The organism is Paraburkholderia sp. UCT31 (genome assembly GCF_014397655.1).
Lineage (GTDB): Bacteria > Pseudomonadota > Gammaproteobacteria > Burkholderiales > Burkholderiaceae > Paraburkholderia > Paraburkholderia tuberum.
Genome location: NZ_VZQP01000019.1, coordinates 125,638 through 141,990, shown reverse-complemented (window position 1 = coordinate 141,990; position 16,353 = coordinate 125,638). Strand labels below are relative to the sequence as shown.

18 protein-coding genes are annotated in these 16,353 nt (G+C 66.5%); 15 read left to right on the top strand and 3 right to left on the bottom strand.

Annotated features, from left to right (window positions below):
* Positions 1 to 128 precede the first annotated feature (128 nt).
* The 5 genes from F6X40_RS18215 to rfaE2 all read left to right on the top strand — a co-directional run bounded on the left by F6X40_RS18215 (position 129) and on the right by rfaE2 (position 5,230).
* A complete protein-coding gene (locus tag F6X40_RS18215; RefSeq protein ID WP_187628772.1) occupies positions 129 to 1,382 on the top strand; it encodes an ABC transporter substrate-binding protein in 1,254 nt (417 codons plus the stop codon).
* A gap of 54 nt (positions 1,383 to 1,436) precedes the next feature.
* On the top strand, positions 1,437 to 2,294 hold the full coding sequence (locus F6X40_RS18210; RefSeq protein ID WP_187628771.1) for an enoyl-CoA hydratase/isomerase family protein: 858 nt from the start codon (positions 1,437 to 1,439) through the stop codon (positions 2,292 to 2,294).
* Between the two features lie 82 nt (positions 2,295 to 2,376).
* On the top strand, positions 2,377 to 3,168 hold the full coding sequence (locus F6X40_RS18205) for a PhaM family polyhydroxyalkanoate granule multifunctional regulatory protein (RefSeq protein ID WP_187628770.1): 792 nt from the start codon (positions 2,377 to 2,379) through the stop codon (positions 3,166 to 3,168).
* A 539-nt stretch (positions 3,169 to 3,707) separates the two neighbouring features.
* Complete coding sequence (locus F6X40_RS18200) at positions 3,708 to 4,586, top strand: ferritin-like domain-containing protein (RefSeq protein WP_184026492.1); 879 nt, start codon at positions 3,708 to 3,710, stop codon at positions 4,584 to 4,586.
* 161 nt (positions 4,587 to 4,747) lie between these two features.
* A complete protein-coding gene (gene rfaE2 / locus F6X40_RS18195) occupies positions 4,748 to 5,230 on the top strand; it encodes a D-glycero-beta-D-manno-heptose 1-phosphate adenylyltransferase (protein ID WP_152851779.1) in 483 nt (160 codons plus the stop codon).
* Between the two features lie 67 nt (positions 5,231 to 5,297).
* Here the strand turns inward: rfaE2 and F6X40_RS18190 are convergent, their stop codons facing one another.
* From F6X40_RS18190 to F6X40_RS18180, 3 genes are all read right to left on the bottom strand, one after another.
* Positions 5,298 to 5,537, bottom strand: coding sequence for a hypothetical protein (locus F6X40_RS18190; RefSeq protein WP_187628769.1), 240 nt, complete (start codon positions 5,535 to 5,537; stop codon positions 5,298 to 5,300).
* Positions 5,538 to 5,696: 159 nt separating this feature from the next.
* Positions 5,697 to 6,536, bottom strand: coding sequence for a type III pantothenate kinase (locus tag F6X40_RS18185; RefSeq protein WP_187628768.1), 840 nt, complete (start codon positions 6,534 to 6,536; stop codon positions 5,697 to 5,699).
* Complete coding sequence (locus F6X40_RS18180) at positions 6,533 to 7,471, bottom strand: biotin--[acetyl-CoA-carboxylase] ligase (RefSeq protein ID WP_090802821.1); 939 nt, start codon at positions 7,469 to 7,471, stop codon at positions 6,533 to 6,535. The genes F6X40_RS18185 and F6X40_RS18180 overlap by 4 nt, the downstream gene beginning before the upstream one ends.
* 146 nt (positions 7,472 to 7,617) lie before the next feature.
* Here F6X40_RS18180 and F6X40_RS18175 point away from each other — a divergent pair, with 146 nt between their 5' ends.
* From F6X40_RS18175 to F6X40_RS18130, 10 genes are all read left to right on the top strand, one after another.
* On the top strand, positions 7,618 to 8,751 hold the full coding sequence (locus tag F6X40_RS18175) for an MlaE family ABC transporter permease (RefSeq protein WP_187628767.1): 1,134 nt from the start codon (positions 7,618 to 7,620) through the stop codon (positions 8,749 to 8,751).
* Complete coding sequence (locus F6X40_RS18170; RefSeq protein ID WP_184002655.1) at positions 8,748 to 9,626, top strand: ABC transporter ATP-binding protein; 879 nt, start codon at positions 8,748 to 8,750, stop codon at positions 9,624 to 9,626. Before F6X40_RS18175 ends, F6X40_RS18170 begins: the two co-directional genes overlap by 4 nt.
* A gap of 46 nt (positions 9,627 to 9,672) precedes the next feature.
* Positions 9,673 to 10,641 carry an MlaD family protein gene (locus tag F6X40_RS18165; RefSeq protein WP_184068605.1) on the top strand — a complete coding sequence of 323 codons (969 nt, stop codon included), beginning with the start codon at positions 9,673 to 9,675 and terminating at the stop codon, positions 10,639 to 10,641.
* A 30-nt stretch (positions 10,642 to 10,671) separates the two neighbouring features.
* Complete coding sequence (locus tag F6X40_RS18160; RefSeq protein ID WP_187628766.1) at positions 10,672 to 11,298, top strand: ABC-type transport auxiliary lipoprotein family protein; 627 nt, start codon at positions 10,672 to 10,674, stop codon at positions 11,296 to 11,298.
* A gap of 31 nt (positions 11,299 to 11,329) precedes the next feature.
* Positions 11,330 to 12,487, top strand: a complete 1,158-nt coding sequence (locus tag F6X40_RS18155; RefSeq protein WP_090802829.1) for a VanZ family protein — start codon at positions 11,330 to 11,332, stop codon at positions 12,485 to 12,487.
* A 104-nt stretch (positions 12,488 to 12,591) separates the two neighbouring features.
* Positions 12,592 to 12,915 carry a (2Fe-2S) ferredoxin domain-containing protein gene (locus tag F6X40_RS18150; protein ID WP_090802831.1) on the top strand — a complete coding sequence of 108 codons (324 nt, stop codon included), beginning with the start codon at positions 12,592 to 12,594 and terminating at the stop codon, positions 12,913 to 12,915.
* Positions 12,916 to 12,941: 26 nt separating this feature from the next.
* Complete coding sequence (locus F6X40_RS18145; protein WP_090802833.1) at positions 12,942 to 13,586, top strand: alpha/beta hydrolase; 645 nt, start codon at positions 12,942 to 12,944, stop codon at positions 13,584 to 13,586.
* A 321-nt stretch (positions 13,587 to 13,907) separates the two neighbouring features.
* On the top strand, positions 13,908 to 15,137 hold the full coding sequence (locus F6X40_RS18140) for a D-alanyl-D-alanine carboxypeptidase family protein (RefSeq protein WP_187628765.1): 1,230 nt from the start codon (positions 13,908 to 13,910) through the stop codon (positions 15,135 to 15,137).
* 13 nt (positions 15,138 to 15,150) lie between these two features.
* A complete protein-coding gene (locus F6X40_RS18135) occupies positions 15,151 to 16,110 on the top strand; it encodes a D-amino acid aminotransferase (RefSeq protein ID WP_187628764.1) in 960 nt (319 codons plus the stop codon).
* Positions 16,082 to 16,351 carry a DUF493 family protein gene (locus F6X40_RS18130; RefSeq protein WP_129960330.1) on the top strand — a complete coding sequence of 90 codons (270 nt, stop codon included), beginning with the start codon at positions 16,082 to 16,084 and terminating at the stop codon, positions 16,349 to 16,351. The genes F6X40_RS18135 and F6X40_RS18130 overlap by 29 nt, the downstream gene beginning before the upstream one ends.
* Positions 16,352 to 16,353: the final 2 nt, after the last annotated feature.

Sequence of the window (16,353 nt, the reverse complement as noted above, 5' to 3'; positions counted from 1 at the left end):
CGGCAGATTCCATCAGGGCCAGCGGATCACCATCCGCACCACAGGCCGGATATAAGTCTGCAACCTCATCCTGTCCGTCACACACCGAATATCACCTGGCAAACCGGGAGGCGTCCATATAAGACAGCATGCCGCGATTGGACTTCTCTGCAGCTGAATGTCGGCGCGCTTGCGCGTCGCCCGTTGAAGCGCGCACGAGCGCGCGTGGCTTGCCTCAACGTGGTCGGCGCTTCGCGCGGCGCGCCGCGACGCTGTGCGCCGCGCTTGCCTGCGCGTTGCCGCTGACATCGTTCGCGCAGGTGAAGATCGGTCTCGTGCTGTCGCTGACCGGGCCGGCCGCGTCGCTCGGCATTCCCGCGCGCGACACGGTCGCGCTGCTACCCAAACAGATCGGCGGGCAGAACGTCGAATACATCGTGCTCGACGATGCATCGGACACGACCCACGCCGTGCAGGACACCAGGAAGCTCATCAGCGAGAATCACGTCGACGCGATCATCGGCTCGTCGATCACGCCGAATTCGCTCGCGATGATCGACGTTGTCGCCGAGGGCGAAACGCCGATGATCTCGCTCGCGTCGTCCGCGAAAATCATCGAACCGGTCGACGCGAAACGTCGCTGGGTCTTCAAGACGCCGCAGACCGACGCGATGATGGCCTCGGCGATCGCCGAGCATGCGAGCGGACACGGCGTGAAGACGATCGCGTTCATCGGCCAGGCCGACGCGCTCGGCGAGACGTTCTACGCCGAGGTCGCGAAGTTCGCGCAGCTGCATCACATCGACGTGGTCGCGAGCGAGCGTTTCAATCGCACCGATCCGAGCGTGACCGGCCAGGTGCTGAAGATTCTCGCGACCCACCCCGACGCGGTAGTGGTCGGCGCGGCCGGCACGCCTGCCGCGTTGCCGCCGAAAACGCTGCGCGAGCGAGGCTACAAGGGCGTCATCTATCACAACCACGGCGTCGGCAATAACGACTTCCTGCGCGTGTGCGGCACCGATTGCAACGGCACCTTCCTGCCCGCGAGCCCGGTGTTGGTCGCCGCGCAATTGCCGGCCGATCATCCGGCGAAGGGTCTCGCCCTCGATTACATCGCGCGCTTCGAGGCGCAGCACGGCGCGGGCAGCGTGTCGGCATTCGGTTCGTACACGTCGGACGCGGGCGCGTTGCTCGAGCATGCGATTCCGCTCGCGCTGAAAGCCGGCGCGCCCGGCACGCCGCCGTTTCGCCGCGCGCTGCGCGACGCGCTCGAAGGAACACGCGGTCTCGCGGACACCAATGGCGTCGTCAACATGAGCGCGGCCGATCATCTCGGGCTCGATCAGCGCGCCCGCGTGATGGTCGAAATCACCAATGGCAAGTGGCTTTATCAGCCGCATTGAACGGGGCGCGGCGTTCCGCGCGCGACTGAACGAATCTCCTCCGGACTGCTCACCATGCCTCAGCCATCGCAACCGAACGACGCGTACTACGCGCACTACCAGTCGCTGCGTTTGCAGCGTCATCCGCATGGCGTGCTCGAAGTCGTGATGAGCGGCGAGGGCGCGAATAAAAGCGGCCTCGCGACCGCGAACGCACGCATGCATTACGAGCTCGCGGAAATCTGGCGCGACATCGATCGCGATCCCGATACGCGCGTCGCGATCATTCGCGGCGAGGGTAAAGGCTTTTCGGCCGGCGGCGATCTGCAGCTCGTCGAGGACATGGCGAACGATTTCGAGGTGCGCACGCGTGTGTGGCGCGAAGCGCGCGACCTCGTCTACAACGTGATCAACTGCGGCAAGCCGATCGTGTCGGCGATGCACGGGCCGGCGGTCGGCGCGGGGCTCGTCGCGGGGCTGCTCGCCGATATCTCGATCGCGGCGAAGACGGCCCGCATCATCGACGGACACACGCGCCTCGGCGTTGCCGCGGGCGATCATGCGGCGATCGTCTGGCCGCTCTTGTGCGGCATGGCGAAGGCGAAATACTACCTGCTGCTTTGCGAGCCGGTGAGCGGCGAGGAGGCGGAGCGCATCGGGCTCGTGTCGCTGGCCGTCGACGAAAGCGATCTGCTGCCGAAGGCGTTCGAAGTCGCGCGCAAGCTGGCCGACGGTTCGCAGACCGCCATCCGTTGGACCAAGTACGCGTTGAACAACTGGCTGCGCACGGCGGGGCCGGCGTTCGATACGTCGCTCGCGCTGGAATTCATGGGCTTCGCGGGACCCGACGTGCGCGAGGGCCTGAGCTCGTTGCGCGAGCGGCGCGCGGCCGATTTTGGCGCGGGCGGTTCACGTAACGACCAACGATCGTGATGTCATACCCCACACGGTATGATCGAATCGACGCGCGCGGCATCGCGCGCTCCACCTATCATCCAGCACCGAGGCGACAACCATGACCGACACCACTGGCTCCGCGCCGCCCTTTCCCGGCTTCCCCGGTTTTCCGCCCGCTGAAATGCTCGATCGCATGTGGAGCATGATTCGACTGTCGCCGTTCGGCGCCGCCATGACGGGCGCGCAGCCGGGTGGGGGCACGAGTCCGTCGCTGTCGATGATGTCCGACATGATGGCGCCGCTCACGAGCGTCGAGGAGCTCGACAAGCGCGTCACCGACATGCGCGCGGTCGAGCAATGGCTGAAGCTGAATCTGAGCATGCTGCAGTCGGCGATCCAGGCGCTCGAAGTGCAACGTGCGACGCTCGCGACGCTGCGCGCGTTCGGCGCGTTCGCGCAATCGTCGATGTCGCAGGCGGCGGCTGCTGCGTCGGGTGCCGCCGCGAGTGACGCGCCGAACACCGCCCCGAGCCCCGCCCCGGCGCCGCGCTGGACGAAGCCGGCCGAGCCCAGGCCCGAAAGCGCCACGCAGGCCGACAGCGACGAAGAGGAAGCGCCTGCGGCGCCCGGCTTCGATGCGTCCGCGTGGTGGAATCTGCTGCAATCGCAGTTCAACCAGATCGCGCAGTTCGCGATGACGCAGCCGTCCGTCGCGGTCGCCGCGGCGGGCGGGGGCACGCAGGGCAAGCCGGAACCGTCGAAGGCCGCGGATGCGTCGGGCGCCGATGCGTCGGGCGCCGCCGCGCACAACGCGAAGCCCGCCGTCAAACGGCCGGCGGCGAAGCGCGCCGCGCCGTCGGCCAAACGCGCGGCCGGAACGAGCGCGGCAACGCCGAAAAAGTCGACGTGAGCCGGACGGCGCGCCGGGAATCAATGGCCGTTGATGAAGGCGACTGATCGGCTGCGTTTTTCCCTATTCCAGCGCCGGCGGTTTCCCCCCGCGCGAATCGCCGACTTTATTGAGAGAAGTCAATACCACAGTGCGCTCGCGCCGCTTCTGTCACGGGTTTCGTGGGAGGCGCGTGCTATCATTGTGTAAGCTTGATCTGGCTTTGGGGCGCGCGCCGAAAACGACCAATCCCGCCGCCCTCGCGTCATTCGCCGCCGGCGCTACCGGTGCAGGGCGGGACGGTGCGGTTTTCGACCCAGACTGGCTCGACCTCAGGCAAAGGGTATCCCTTCCCCACGGTTGGCCACGGCGCCTGATTCACGCTTCAGGCGCCAATACAAAAGCCCGGACTTCTTTGCTGCCCGATGCTTCTGGGCGGCTGATTAACGCGTAAAATTGAATGCTTGGCCGATAAACGGCACGTCCGTTCGTCGTAGGTAAAAACGGCTACACGTAGCAGCAACAGACACACACAGTATGTGCAGAACAGGGGTGGGACTATGAACACCATGCTTTATCCGGAACTTTATAAATCGCTCGAATCCGTTCGATGGGACATGGAGAAGGACATTCCCTGGGACAAATTCGATGCATCGCTGTTGACCGACGAGCAAGCCGCGACGATCAAGATGAACGCGATCACCGAATGGTCGGCGTTGCCCGCCACGGAAATGTTTCTGCGTGACAATCATCACGACAGCGATTTCTCCGCATTCATGAGCGTGTGGTTCTTCGAGGAGCAGAAGCACTCGCTGGTGCTGATGGAATACCTGCGCCGCTTCAAGCCGGAACTGGTCCCGACCGAAGAGGAACTGCACGCAGTGCGCTTCGAGTTCGATCCCGCACCGCCGCTGGAAACGCTGATGTTGCACTTCTGCGGCGAAATCCGCCTGAATCACTGGTATCGCCGTGCCGCCGAATGGCATACCGAGCCAGTCATCAAGCACATCTACGAAACTATCTCGCGCGACGAAGCGCGCCACGGCGGCGCGTATCTGCGCTACATGAAGAAGGCGATGGCGCAAACCGGCGACATCGCGCGTGCCGCGTTCGCGAAGATCGGCGTGCTGATGGCGTCGGCGCGTCGCACCGAAAAGCCGCTGCACCCCACCAACCTGCACGTGAACCAGGCGCTGTTCCCGCGCGACACGATCCAGTCGCGTCTGCCGGATCCGGAATGGCTCGAGCGCTGGCTCGACGAGCAGATCCGTTTCGACGACGGCTGGGAAAAGAAGGTCATCGAGCGCATTCTGCACAACCTGTCGCTGCTGTTCGAACGCACGTTCAACACCGCGCAGGAACTGAACCGTTATCGCAAGGAAGTGGTCGCGCGTCTGCAAGCCGCTGAACAAAACCCGGCGCAGCAGCAGCCGGCGTAACGACTCAGGCGGTTTCAGCACCGTATCAAACGGCGGTCCGGCAAGCGTGAGCTTGCCGGACCGTTTTGCTTCGGGCCGTCCACCGTGTATCGTGACGGCACCTGGCATTCCTGTTCCCGTCACGCCCCAACTCCCTAATTCCCCAACTCTGTGACCGTGCGATGACCGCCATCTTTGAACGCAAGATTCTGACGCGCGATGCCCTGGTGAAGCTTCGTCCTTCGCTGCGCGCGCCCGTCGTGTTTACGAACGGCGTGTTCGATATCCTGCATCGTGGTCACGTGACCTATCTGGCCGACGCAAAGGCGTTGGGCGCGTGCCTGATCGTTGGTGTCAATAGCGACGCGTCGGTGCGGATGCTCGGCAAAGGCGACGACCGGCCGATCAACAACGAGGCCGACCGCATGGCCTTGCTAGCGGCGCTGGAAAGCGTCGATTACGTGGTGGGCTTCGGCGAGAAGACGCCCGTCGAGCTGATTTCCGCGCTGCGCCCGGACGTGCTCGTTAAGGGCGGCGACTACGACATGGACGCGCTGCCCGAATCGGCGCTCGTGCGCGGTTGGGGCGGCAAGGCGCTCGCGATTGCGTTCGAGCACGATCGCTCGACGACCGCGCTGTTGAAGAAGGTGCGGACGCAGGGTTGATGCCGCCCGTTGCCGCAAAAGGCGCGGCGCACTGCTGAACTTCTAACCGAACGCGTCGCTCACCTGGTTACTGCGGCAACTCCGATGTCGAAATCGGCGCCTGCGGCGCGGGTCCGCCGACCACCGCCTGGTCGGCCGCATCGGCGGCGTTGACCGGCCGCACCTTCAGCCAGTCCGGATGAATCTGGCGGTTCAGATGATTCGGCTCGCGTCCGCTGGCGGTGGGTGTGGGGCCGAAGGCGCCGAGCAGCGCGACGAAAGCCAGCACGTTGACAACAATCAGAATGGCGATCGGCCAGCGAAGCATTGTGGGTGTTTCCAATTCAGAAAGAAGTTGAGCCTGGGGCGTGCGGGAAAAACTCGGGTTCGGAAAATGGGCGGCGAATTGCGCGCAACTCAGGCGCACGTTCTACACGTACGTCACGCGCCACCCGGTCGTGAATCGAACGCTAGCCACGGCAGGCAATCAGCCGCTTTGCCGCGCCGTATCCTCGGCTGCGATCAGCGCAAGCCCTGACAGCACCAGCGAATCGTGGCGAGTATGCGGCACTTTCAGGGCGCTCGCCACTTCGTCGGCGGCGCCGCCGCTGACTACGAGACGCACCGGCACCTGCCACTCATCCTGCAGGTCCCACCACATCCGCTCGATCAATCCGGCCTGCGCCAGCGTGCAGCCCGCCGACAGCGAGCGCGGCGTATCCGTTGCGAAGAACGGCCCGCGACGACCCGCGCCGGTGGTTTCGGCGGCGTCGAGCAGGCCGCGCGCGCGCGCGGCGTCGAGCGTCGGCAGTTGCGCGGTGTGCTCACCGAGCGAGCGCATCATCAGCGTCCAGCCCGGCGCAATCAATCCGCCGATAAACGCGCCATCGGCGCGCAAGGCCTCGAGCGTCGTCGCGGTGCCGAAGGTCGCGAGCAGCAGATGCTCGCCGGGAAAGGTCGCGTGCGCGCCGATCATGCCGGCCCAGCGGTCGCTGCCGAGCGAGTCCGGTGTCGTGTAGCAATTGGTCACGCCGCATCGACGAGCACTTGCGCGGATCGTCGCGAGCGGCAGTCGCGGCCAGTGCGCGTCGACGAGCGCCGCGATGTGCGTCGCGACCTCCGCACCCGCGACGTTGGAGAGCCACGCGCCGCATGGCGCCGGCCAGTCAGTCCAAGCGGGTTGCGCACCCGACCGCGCGCGTGGCCCGGCAAGGTCGTCATGCGCGAGCGCGCCGCTCGCCAACTGCGTCCCATCGGGCTGCACCAGCGCCCACTTGATCCGGCTATTGCCCGCGTCGATCAGCAGATATGGCGCGCGCTGACTCATGCGACACCGTGGGCGAGGCGCAGCGACACGTCGCCGGTCGCGATGCTCTGGCGGCCCTCAGCCGTATCGAGCAGCAACTGGCCACGCTCGTCAACGCCCGCCGCCACGCCGCGCGCGAGCTCCTGGCCTTGTTCGAGCAGCACGACGTCGCGGCCCGCGTAAGCATGCACCGCGTTCCAGCGCGGCTGGAACGGCGCGAAGCCTTCGGCGCCGAAGCGCTGCAGCATCGGTTCGAGCGCGTTCAATTCGGCTGCCAGCGTATCGGTCAGATTCGCGTTCGGCAGCGCGCGTTGCAACGCGGTCGGCACGGTGCCGAGCGCCTGCGGCGGTACCTCGGCGTTCAGCGCGCCCACCTTCGCCGCGAGTTCGTCGGCGCCTTTCACGTTGGTGCCGATGCCGATCACGACCGCGCTCGCGTCGTCGGTGCTCCACGCGGTTTCGATCAGGATGCCGGCGAGCTTGTCGCCTTCGAGCAGCACGTCGTTCGGCCACTTCAGCGCGATCTGTCCGGGACCCGCGACCGGCAGCGAGCGCAGCCCGTCGACGAGCGCGACGCCCACCGCGAGACTCAAGCCCCCGAGCCCTTCGAGCGGTCGCGGCAAGACGCACGCGACCGAAAACAGCAGCGCGTTGCCGGGCTCCGCGTACCACGGCCGCCCACGGCGGCCGCGCCCGGCGGTCTGCAGATACGCGACGCGCACGATCGGCCGCGGCAGCGCGTTCGCGCGGCGCGGCAGGGCTTTCACGTGGGTCATCAAGTCGGCGTTGGTCGAGCCGGTTTCTTCGACGATTTCGATCGGCCAGTCATGCGCATGCGCGCCGAACAGCTTGACCGCGCGTTCGCGATCGATGCGCCAGTCGGTCGAAGCCGACGACGAGGCTGGTGCCGCGCTTGTCGCTGCGGACGGGGAGGCGGGAGTCTTGGAGGCATTCATGTCCCATATTGTAGCCACAGCGACCCCGCCCGGGACTCGAATGCGCAGCGGTGAACGGCGACGCCGATCGATGTGCATCAGTGCGGACCGGCGGCCGAGCCTTCGTTACAATGGCCGCTAATCCGATAACCAGATTCACGCGATCCTTGAACAATGACACTCCGCCCGGCCTTGAAGTCGCGGCCGGCAGCAAAGGCAAGATCGTCCGTCTCTCGGGCCAGTGGACGGCGCTCGCGCTCGCGCGCGATCGCGACACCGGGCACGTGATTCCGCAACTGGTTTCGCTGACCGGCGCGCAGGGCATCGGCGAGTGGGACCTGTCGCGCGTCGACAGGATGGACCACGTCGGCGGCCAGGCGCTGTGGCGCGTGTGGGGCCGCAAGATGCCGCCGGGCACCGCGCTCACCGACACGCAGCGCGACATCTTCGAGCGCATCGCGCTGCTCGACACGGTGCGCGAGAGCGCCGAGCCGGTCACGCGCCTCGATCCGTTCACGCGGCTCGGCCTCAGCCTCTTCTCGTTCGTCGAGCATATGCAGGGCGGCGTCACGATGCTCGGGCGCGTGGTGCTCGATCTGCTCGCGATCGTGCGCAAGCCGAAACTCACGCCGTGGACCGAAATCTCCGCGAACATTTACAACGCCGGCGCTCGCGCGCTGCCGATCACCGCGCTGGTCGCGTTCCTGATCGGCATCGTGTTGAGCTATCTGTCGGCACAGCAATTGCGCGTGTTTGGCGCGAACCAGTTCATCGTCAATATTCTCGGCCTCGCGGTGATTCGCGAACTCGGCCCGGTGCTGTCGGCGATTCTGGTGGCGGGCCGCTCGGGCTCGGCGATCACCGCGCAGATCGGCGTGATGCGCGTGACCGAGGAGCTCGACGCGATGCGCGTAATGGGCATCCCGCACGGCCTGCGGCTGATCCTGCCGCGCGTGATCGCACTGGCCGTCGCGATGCCGCTGCTCGTGATGTGGACCAACGTGGTCTCGTTGACGGGCGGCGCGCTCGCCGCGAAGCTCGTGCTCGGCATCGACATGAGCTTCTTCGCGCGCCAGCTGCCGAACGTCGTGCCGATCGCGAACCTGTGGATCGGGCTTGGCAAGGGCGCGGTATTCGGCATGCTGATCGCGATCGCCGGCTGTCATTTCGGCTTCCGTATCAAAGCCAATTCGCAGAGTCTCGGCGAAGGCACGACGACCTCGGTGGTCACGTCGATCACCATCGTGATTCTCGCGGACGCGGTGTTCGCGATCCTCTTTCAGAACGTGGGGCTAGCATGATCGCGCCACTCACCGAAGCCGTACGCGGCCAACCCGTACCGTCGATCGCCGAGCCGGTGATCGAGGTGATCGACATCACCAAGCGCTACGGCCGCAACATCGTGCATCAGCATCTGAGCCTCGACGTGCGGCGCGGCGAGATCGTGTCGATCGTCGGCGGCTCGGGCTCGGGCAAAACCACGCTGGTGCGGCAGATTCTCGGCCTCGAGCGCCCGTCGAGGGGCACGATCAAGCTGTTCGGCGAAGACCTCGCAACGATCTCGCCCGACACCGCGCTGCTGATGCGCAGCCGCTCCGGCATGCTGTTCCAGCGCGGCGCGCTGTTCTCGTCGCTGTCGGTGTTCGACAACGTCGCGCAACCGGTGCGTGAGCTCGGCAAGGTGCCCGAAGACCTGCTGCGCGACATCGTGATGCTGAAGCTCGAAATGGTCGGGCTGCCGTGCAAGCACGCGTCGAAGATGCCATCGGCGCTGTCGGGCGGCATGATCAAGCGGGTTGGCATCGCGCGCGCGATCGCGCTCGAACCCGAACTGCTGTTCCTCGACGAACCGACCGCCGGCCTCGACCCGGAGGCGTCCGACGAATTCGTCGAGCTGATCTCGGGGCTGCATCGCGCGCTCGGTCTGACGGTCGTGATGATCACGCACGATCTCGATACGATGGTCGCACTGTCGACACGCGTGGCCGTGCTTGCCGATCGCAAAGTGCTCGTCAACGCGCCGGTCGAGGAGGCTGCGGGCGTCGACCATCCGTTCATCCACGAATATTTCCTCGGCCTGCGCGGGCGCCGCGCGCTGCAGGCGCTGCCGCCGGAGCGCCGCGCGAAGCTGCCGCCGGCGGCGCTCGAGCCGGCGTCGTCCGAGTTGCCGCTGTGAGGCGGGCCGCCATGAACCGGGCCGCTATGAACCAGGGAAACTGACAATGGAAAACAAAGCGCATGCGTTCTGGGCCGGGCTCTTCACGGTCGTGCTGACGGCGGCGGTCGCGCTGGCGGCGTATCTGTTCAACGTCGACCGCACCGTGCGGGTGCCGTACGACCTGATCGCGCGCACCAGCGTGAACGGCCTCTTTGCGGACGCGGCGGTGCGCTTTCGCGGGCTCGACGTCGGCCGTGTGCAGTCGATCAAGTTCGATCCGACACATCCGGGGGAGATCCTGATCCGCATCATGGTCGACGAGCACGCGCCGATCACGCATTCGACGTTCGGCAGCCTCGGCTTGCAGGGCGTGACCGGCATCGCGTTCATCCAGCTCGACGATACCGGGCGCGATCTGACCCCGCTGCCGTCGTCAGCCCAAAAGGTCGCACAATTGCCGATGCGCCCGGGTCTGTTCGACCAGTTGCAGCGACGCGGCGACGTGCTGCTGCGCAAGCTCGAAAAAGTCACCGACAACGTGAACAACATGCTGTCGCCGGAAATGGTCGCGCAGCTGCACGACACCGCGGCGAGCATCGCGCAGGCGGCCTCGGGCGTCGCGACGCTGACTCGTGAGATGGCGCCGGTCGCCCGCAAGCTGCCCGGCACGATCGACCAGCTGAACCACACGCTCGCGTCGACCAACCAGATGATCACGAACCTGAACCGTCCGGACGGGCCCCTCGAGCGCAATCTGAACAAGGTCGGCACGGCCGCGCAGCAGGCGGGCGATGCGCTCACGCAGATGAGCACGTCGCTGCAGGACCTGTCCGCGCAGGTCGGCTTCCAGACGCTGCCGCGCGTCAATTCGCTGACCGAGGACGTGCGCGCGGCGGCGCAATCGATCGACCGCGCCGCCGACACCTTCAACACCAATCCGCGCAGCGTGCTGTTCGGCGCGCCGCGCCCGGCGCCGGGTCCGGGCGAGGCCGGCTTTGCGTGGCCCGCCGCCGTCGCGCCCGCAGCTCACTAAATCCGCAGGCTAGAACAGAGGAAGATGCCCATGTCACGCTCGATTCACCGACTGTTGTCCTCGCGCGCCGCGCTCGCGGCGCTGCTCGCGTTCGGCGTGCTGGCGGCGGGCTGCGCGGGCACGTCCGCAGTGGTGTCGGATGTCCGCTACGACTTCGGACCACCGCCGCAGGCCGCCGCGGCGAGCCGGCTGCCGGCCGTCAAGGTGCTGGAGGTCAGCGCGCCGTCCGTGCTCGAATCCGACCGGCTGACTTATCGGCTGAGCTACGCCGACGCGCAGCAGACGGCCGCCTACGCCAACAGCCACTGGACGATGATGCCGTCGCAACTGCTGACGCAGCGCCTGCGCAACACGCTGAGCGAGCGCGGCACCGTGCTGACGGGCGCGGACGGCGTGAGCGCGCCGGTGCTGCGGGTCGATCTGACCGAGTTCGAGCAGGTGTTCGACAGCCAGACGGACAGCCACGGCGCGATCACCGCGCGCGCGACGCTGATGCAGGGCGGCAAGGTGATCGGCCAGCAGACCTTCGTCGCGCACGCGCCCGCGCATTCGGCGGATGCGGCCGGCGGCGCGCGGGCGCTCGCCGCGGCCAGCGACGACCTCGTCGCGCAGATCACCACGTGGCTCGGCTCGCAGGCGCTGGTCGCCGCGCAATGACGGGCGGGCAGCGCACGCAACGGAGCGCTGCATGAGCGAACGCCCCTGGCTGCGCCGCCCGTCGACGCTGGCCCGTCAGGCGCTGCTGCTTTACACGGCGCTGATCGTCTACGGCTCGTGGTATCCGTTTTCGGGCTGGCGCTCGCTCGGCATCACGCCGTTCGCCTATCTGTTCGATCCGATGCCGCAGTACCTGACGGCGTTCGACGTCGTCACCAACGTGCTCGGCTATATGCCGTTCGGCGCGCTGGTGGTGCTCGCGGTGTACCCGCGTTGGCGCGGCACGCTGGCCGTCGCGCTCGCGTTCGTGTTGGGCGGTCTGCTGTCAGGCACGATGGAAGCCGTGCAGACCTATCTGCCGACACGCGTCGCCTCCAATCTCGATCTCGCCGCCAACACGCTGGGCGCGCTCGTCGGTGCGGCGGTGATGTCGCCGTTGACCGGCGCGCTGCTCGACCGCGGCCTGCTCAGGCGTTTGCGGTTGCTGTGGTTCGAGCGCGGCCATGCGACGCTCGCGTGCCTCGTCGCCGCGTGGCCGTTTGCGACGATGTATCCGTCGCCGCGTCTGTTCGGTCTCGGCAACTGGCCGCGCGCGCTGTGGCTGAGCGTCGATCCGGCCACCCAGGACGCGCTGCTCGCGTGGACGCCGTCCGCGTGGCATGTCGGCGCATGGCCGGCGGCGGCCGCCGCGTGGCTGGACGACGACACATGGGAAGCGCTGATCACGGCGCTGAACCTGTTCGCGGCGCTCGCGCTTGCATCGCTGCCGGCGCGCCGTCATGCGCCACGCGTGCGCCTGCTGTTCGTGTTCATCGTCGCGACCTTGTGCGTGAAGGCCGGCGCGACGTTCCTGCAATCGCAATCGGGCCTCGCGTTCGACTGGGCGACGCCCGGCGCGCTAATCGGACTCGTGTGCGGCACCGTCGCGGCGCTCGTCGCGCTGCCGCTGCGGCGGCGGTTGCGTGCGACGCTCGCCGGGGTCGCGCTGGTCGTCGCACTCGTGTTCGTCAATCTGCTGCCGGTGAACCCGTATTTCGACGCCGTGCTCGCCGACTGGCGGCAGGGACGCTATCTGCATTTCAACGGGCTCGCGCGCTGGCTCGCATGGATATGGCCCTATGCGGCGCTGGTGTGGCTCGCGTTCGCGGTCGAGCGGGCGTGGCTCAAGCGGCGCGCGAGGCGGGCGTGACGTGCTTGCGCGCCGGCCGCCAGACCCCGACGCCTGCACAGCCCGGTGGCTATAATCGTCCGCACCGCCATTGCACTTCCTTTCAGGCTCGCCTCCCGAACATCATGGATTCCTTCTACAAGCACCACGTTTTCTTCTGTCTGAATCAACGCGACCCCGGCGCCGAGCGTCCGAGCTGCGCGAACTGCAACGCACAGGCGATGCAGGAATACGCGAAACAACGCGTGAAGCAACTCGGCCTCGCCGGGCCCGGCCAGGTGCGCATCAACAAGGCCGGCTGCCTCGATCGCTGCGAACTGGGCCCGACGCTCGTCGTGTATCCCGAGGCGGTCTGGTACACCTATGTCGACGAGAGCGACATCGACGAGATCGTCGAATCGCATCTTGCGAACGGCAAGATCGTCGAGCGTCTGAAGATCGATCAATAACGCGAACCACAAAACGATCCATCCCGATGAACGTCAACACGAAGAAGTATCTGATCGACGGCCCGGTCGGCAAGATCGAGGTCGCGCTGGACCTGCCCGACGGCGTGCGCGAAAAAGGCGCCGCGCCACGCGGCATCGCGCTCGTCGCGCATCCGCATCCGCTGTTTGGCGGCACGATGGACAACAAGGTCGCGCAGACCCTCGCGCGCACGCTCGTGCAGCTGAACTACGTCACTTACCGGTCGAATTTCCGCGGCGTCGGCCAGACCCAGGGCGAGCACGACGCGGGCGTCGGCGAGCGCGACGATCTGCGCGCGGTGCTCGAGCACATGCGCGCAGATCCGGACTACGGCGATCTGCCGCTCGTATTGGCGGGCTTTTCGTTCGGCACTGTGGTGCTGTCGCACGTCGCGGCGAAGCTGCGCGATGAAGGCCGGGAAATCGAGCGCATCGTGTTCGTCGGTACCGCGGCGAGCCGCTGGGACGTCGCACCCGTGCCCGAAAGCACACTCGTGATCCACGGCGAAGTCGACGAGACCGTTCCCGTCCAGTCCGTATTCGACTGGGCGCGGCCGCAGGAACTGCCGGTCGTCGTGATTCCGGGTGCCGAGCACTTTCTGCATCGCAAGCTTCACATCCTGAAGCGGATCATCGTCGACGCCTGGCGCTGAAAACGCGCGACGCGCATTTTGCGGGGGACAGGTGCGCGCAAACGTGTGCAAATCGACGACACGCGCGCGAAGCTGACCAGGTAGCGCGCGTATAATGGGCGCTCTTTTTTTGGGCACAGCGCCGCCCAGCCGGCAGAATCGCGCGCCGCGGAATCATTTCGCGGGAGGGCGCGGCCGGGTGCGCAGCGCTGCGCTCGCGAACCGATTGCGTCGCCATCAGTCCAACGGGCGCCCGCCGTTTTACGGCCAGATGCCCCGCCGACCGGCTCCTCCAACTCCGCGCGCTGTCGCGCAACGTATTTTTCTGCACGAATCGATCCTATGCGTTTCTCCTCCTCTGGCCGCACGTCATTCCCGTCACTCGCTTCTTTCGTTCCCGCTTCGCTCAATCGCGCCGTGGCCGTCGGCCTCGTGCTGCCGGCCACGCTCGTCGCCAGCACCGCGTTCGCGCAGGTGCCGCCGCCGGGCGTCAACGCGCGCTCGTGGGTGCTCGTCGACGCGACCAGCAACCAGGTGCTCGCGTCCGCCAATGCCGACGAGCGCGTCGAGCCGGCGTCGTTGACCAAGCTGATGACCGCGTATCTCGTGTTCGAGGCGCTCGACACGAAGAAGATCACGATGGATCAGAGCATCGAGCCGAGCGAAGCCGTGCGGCGCGTGCGCAACGACGAATCGCGCATGTTCATCGAGGCGCTCAAGCCGGTGACCGTGCACGACCTCGTGTACGGCATGATCGTGCAGTCGGGCAACGACGCGGCAATTGCGCTCGCCGAACTGGTGGGCGGCAGCGAGGCGCAGTTCGTCGACATGATGAACAAGGAGGCGCAAAAGCTCGGCATGACGCACACGCATTTCGCCGACGTGAACGGCATGCCCGACCCGCAGCACTACACGACCGCGGGCGATCTCGCGATCCTGTCGGCCCGCCTGATCCGCGACTATCCCGAGTACTACAACATCTTCTCGGTCAAGGAATTCACGTACAACAAGATCAAGCAGCCGAACCGCAACCGTCTGCTGTGGATCGACCCGACCGTCGACGGTCTGAAGACCGGTCACACGCAAGCGGCCGGCTACTGCCTGATCGCGAGCGCGAAGCGTCCGCTGCCGGGCACGACCGACGCGTCGCGCCGTCTCGTCTCGGTGATGATGGGCGAGACCAAGGAGCACGACCGCGTGCAGGACAGCCTGAAGATGCTGAACTACGGCTACACCGCCTACGACACGACGCGTCTGTACAAGGCGAACCAGGTCGTGGCCACGCCGCGCGTCTACAAGGGTTCGCAGGACAGCGTGCAGGTTGGCGTGAAAAGCGACCAGTACATCACGCTGCCGAAGGCCGCCGCCGACAAGGCGAAGCCGCAGATCGAACTCAACGATCCGCTCGTCGCGCCGATCGCCAACGGCCAGCAGATCGGCACCGCCAAGCTCGTCGCCGACGGCAAGGTGCTCGCGCAATTCCCGGTGGTCGCGCTGCAGCCGGTGCAGCAAGCCGGTGTGGTGGGCCGCGTGTGGGATTCGCTGATGCTGATGTTCAACAAGAAAAAATAAGGGCTACGTCGCAATGACCGTTGTCTCCGAGGTTTTGCCGGACCCGATCGTTCATCTGAACGGCGACTTGGTGCCGTTGTCCGAAGCGCGCGTGCCGGTGCTCGACCGCGGCTTCATTTTCGGCGACGGCATTTACGAAGTGGCGCCGTTGTACGCGCACGCGAGTGGACGGCGCACCGCGTTTCGTCTGAAGCAGCATCTGGCGCGTCTCGCGCGCTCGGTCGGCAAGATCGGCATCGCCAATCCGCTCGACGACGCTGGCTGGCGCGCGCTGATCGGACGCGTGGTCGAGGCCAACGAAACGGACGGCGGCTTGCGTGCCGATCAGGACGCGATCGCATACATCCAGGTCACGCGTGGCGTCGCGAAGCGCGCTCACGCATTTCCGGCCGGCGTGAAGCCGACCGTGTTCGTGATGGTCACCGCGCTGAACCTGCCCGCCGCCGCGCAGCGCGCAAGCGGTGTCCCGTGCGTGAGCGCCGAGGATCGTCGCTGGCTCAATTGCGACATCAAGTCGGTGTCGCTGCTCGGCAACGTGCTGATGGCGCAATACGCGGCCGAAAACGCCGCCTTCGAGACGCTGCAGTTCCGCGATGATTTGCTGACCGAAGGGTCGTCGTCGAACGTGTGGATCGTGAAGGATGGCGTGCTGGCCGCGCCGCCGCGCAGCAACAGGATTCTCGAAGGGATCCGCTATGGGCTCATCGAGGAGCTGACGGCCGAATGCGGTATCCGCTTCGAAGCGCGCGACATCACCGAAGCTGAAGTGCGCGCGGCCGATGAAATCATCGTCAGTTCGGCGACCAGGGAAGTGCTGCCGGTCACGCGGCTCGATGGCGCGCCGGTCGGCGCGGGCCGCCCGGGCGCGGTGTTTGCGGAGCTGTATGCGGCGTATCAGCGAGCCAAGGCGGCTGAAGCCGCCGCGGCGGAAGAAGGAGTAGAGAATGAATCCCGAGAACGACTCACTGTTTGAATTCCCCTGCGATTTCCCGATCAAGATCATGGGCAAATCGCACCCCGAGTTTGCCGCGACGATCGTCGAAGTGGTGCGCGTGTTCGACAGCGAGGTCGATGCGTCGCGCGTCGAGACGCGGCCGTCGAGCAGCGGCACCTACACGGGGCTGACCGTCCACGTGCGGGCGACAAGCCGCGCGCATCTCGACGACATCTATCGCGCGCTGACCGGCCATCCGATGGTCAAGGTCGTGCTGTAACA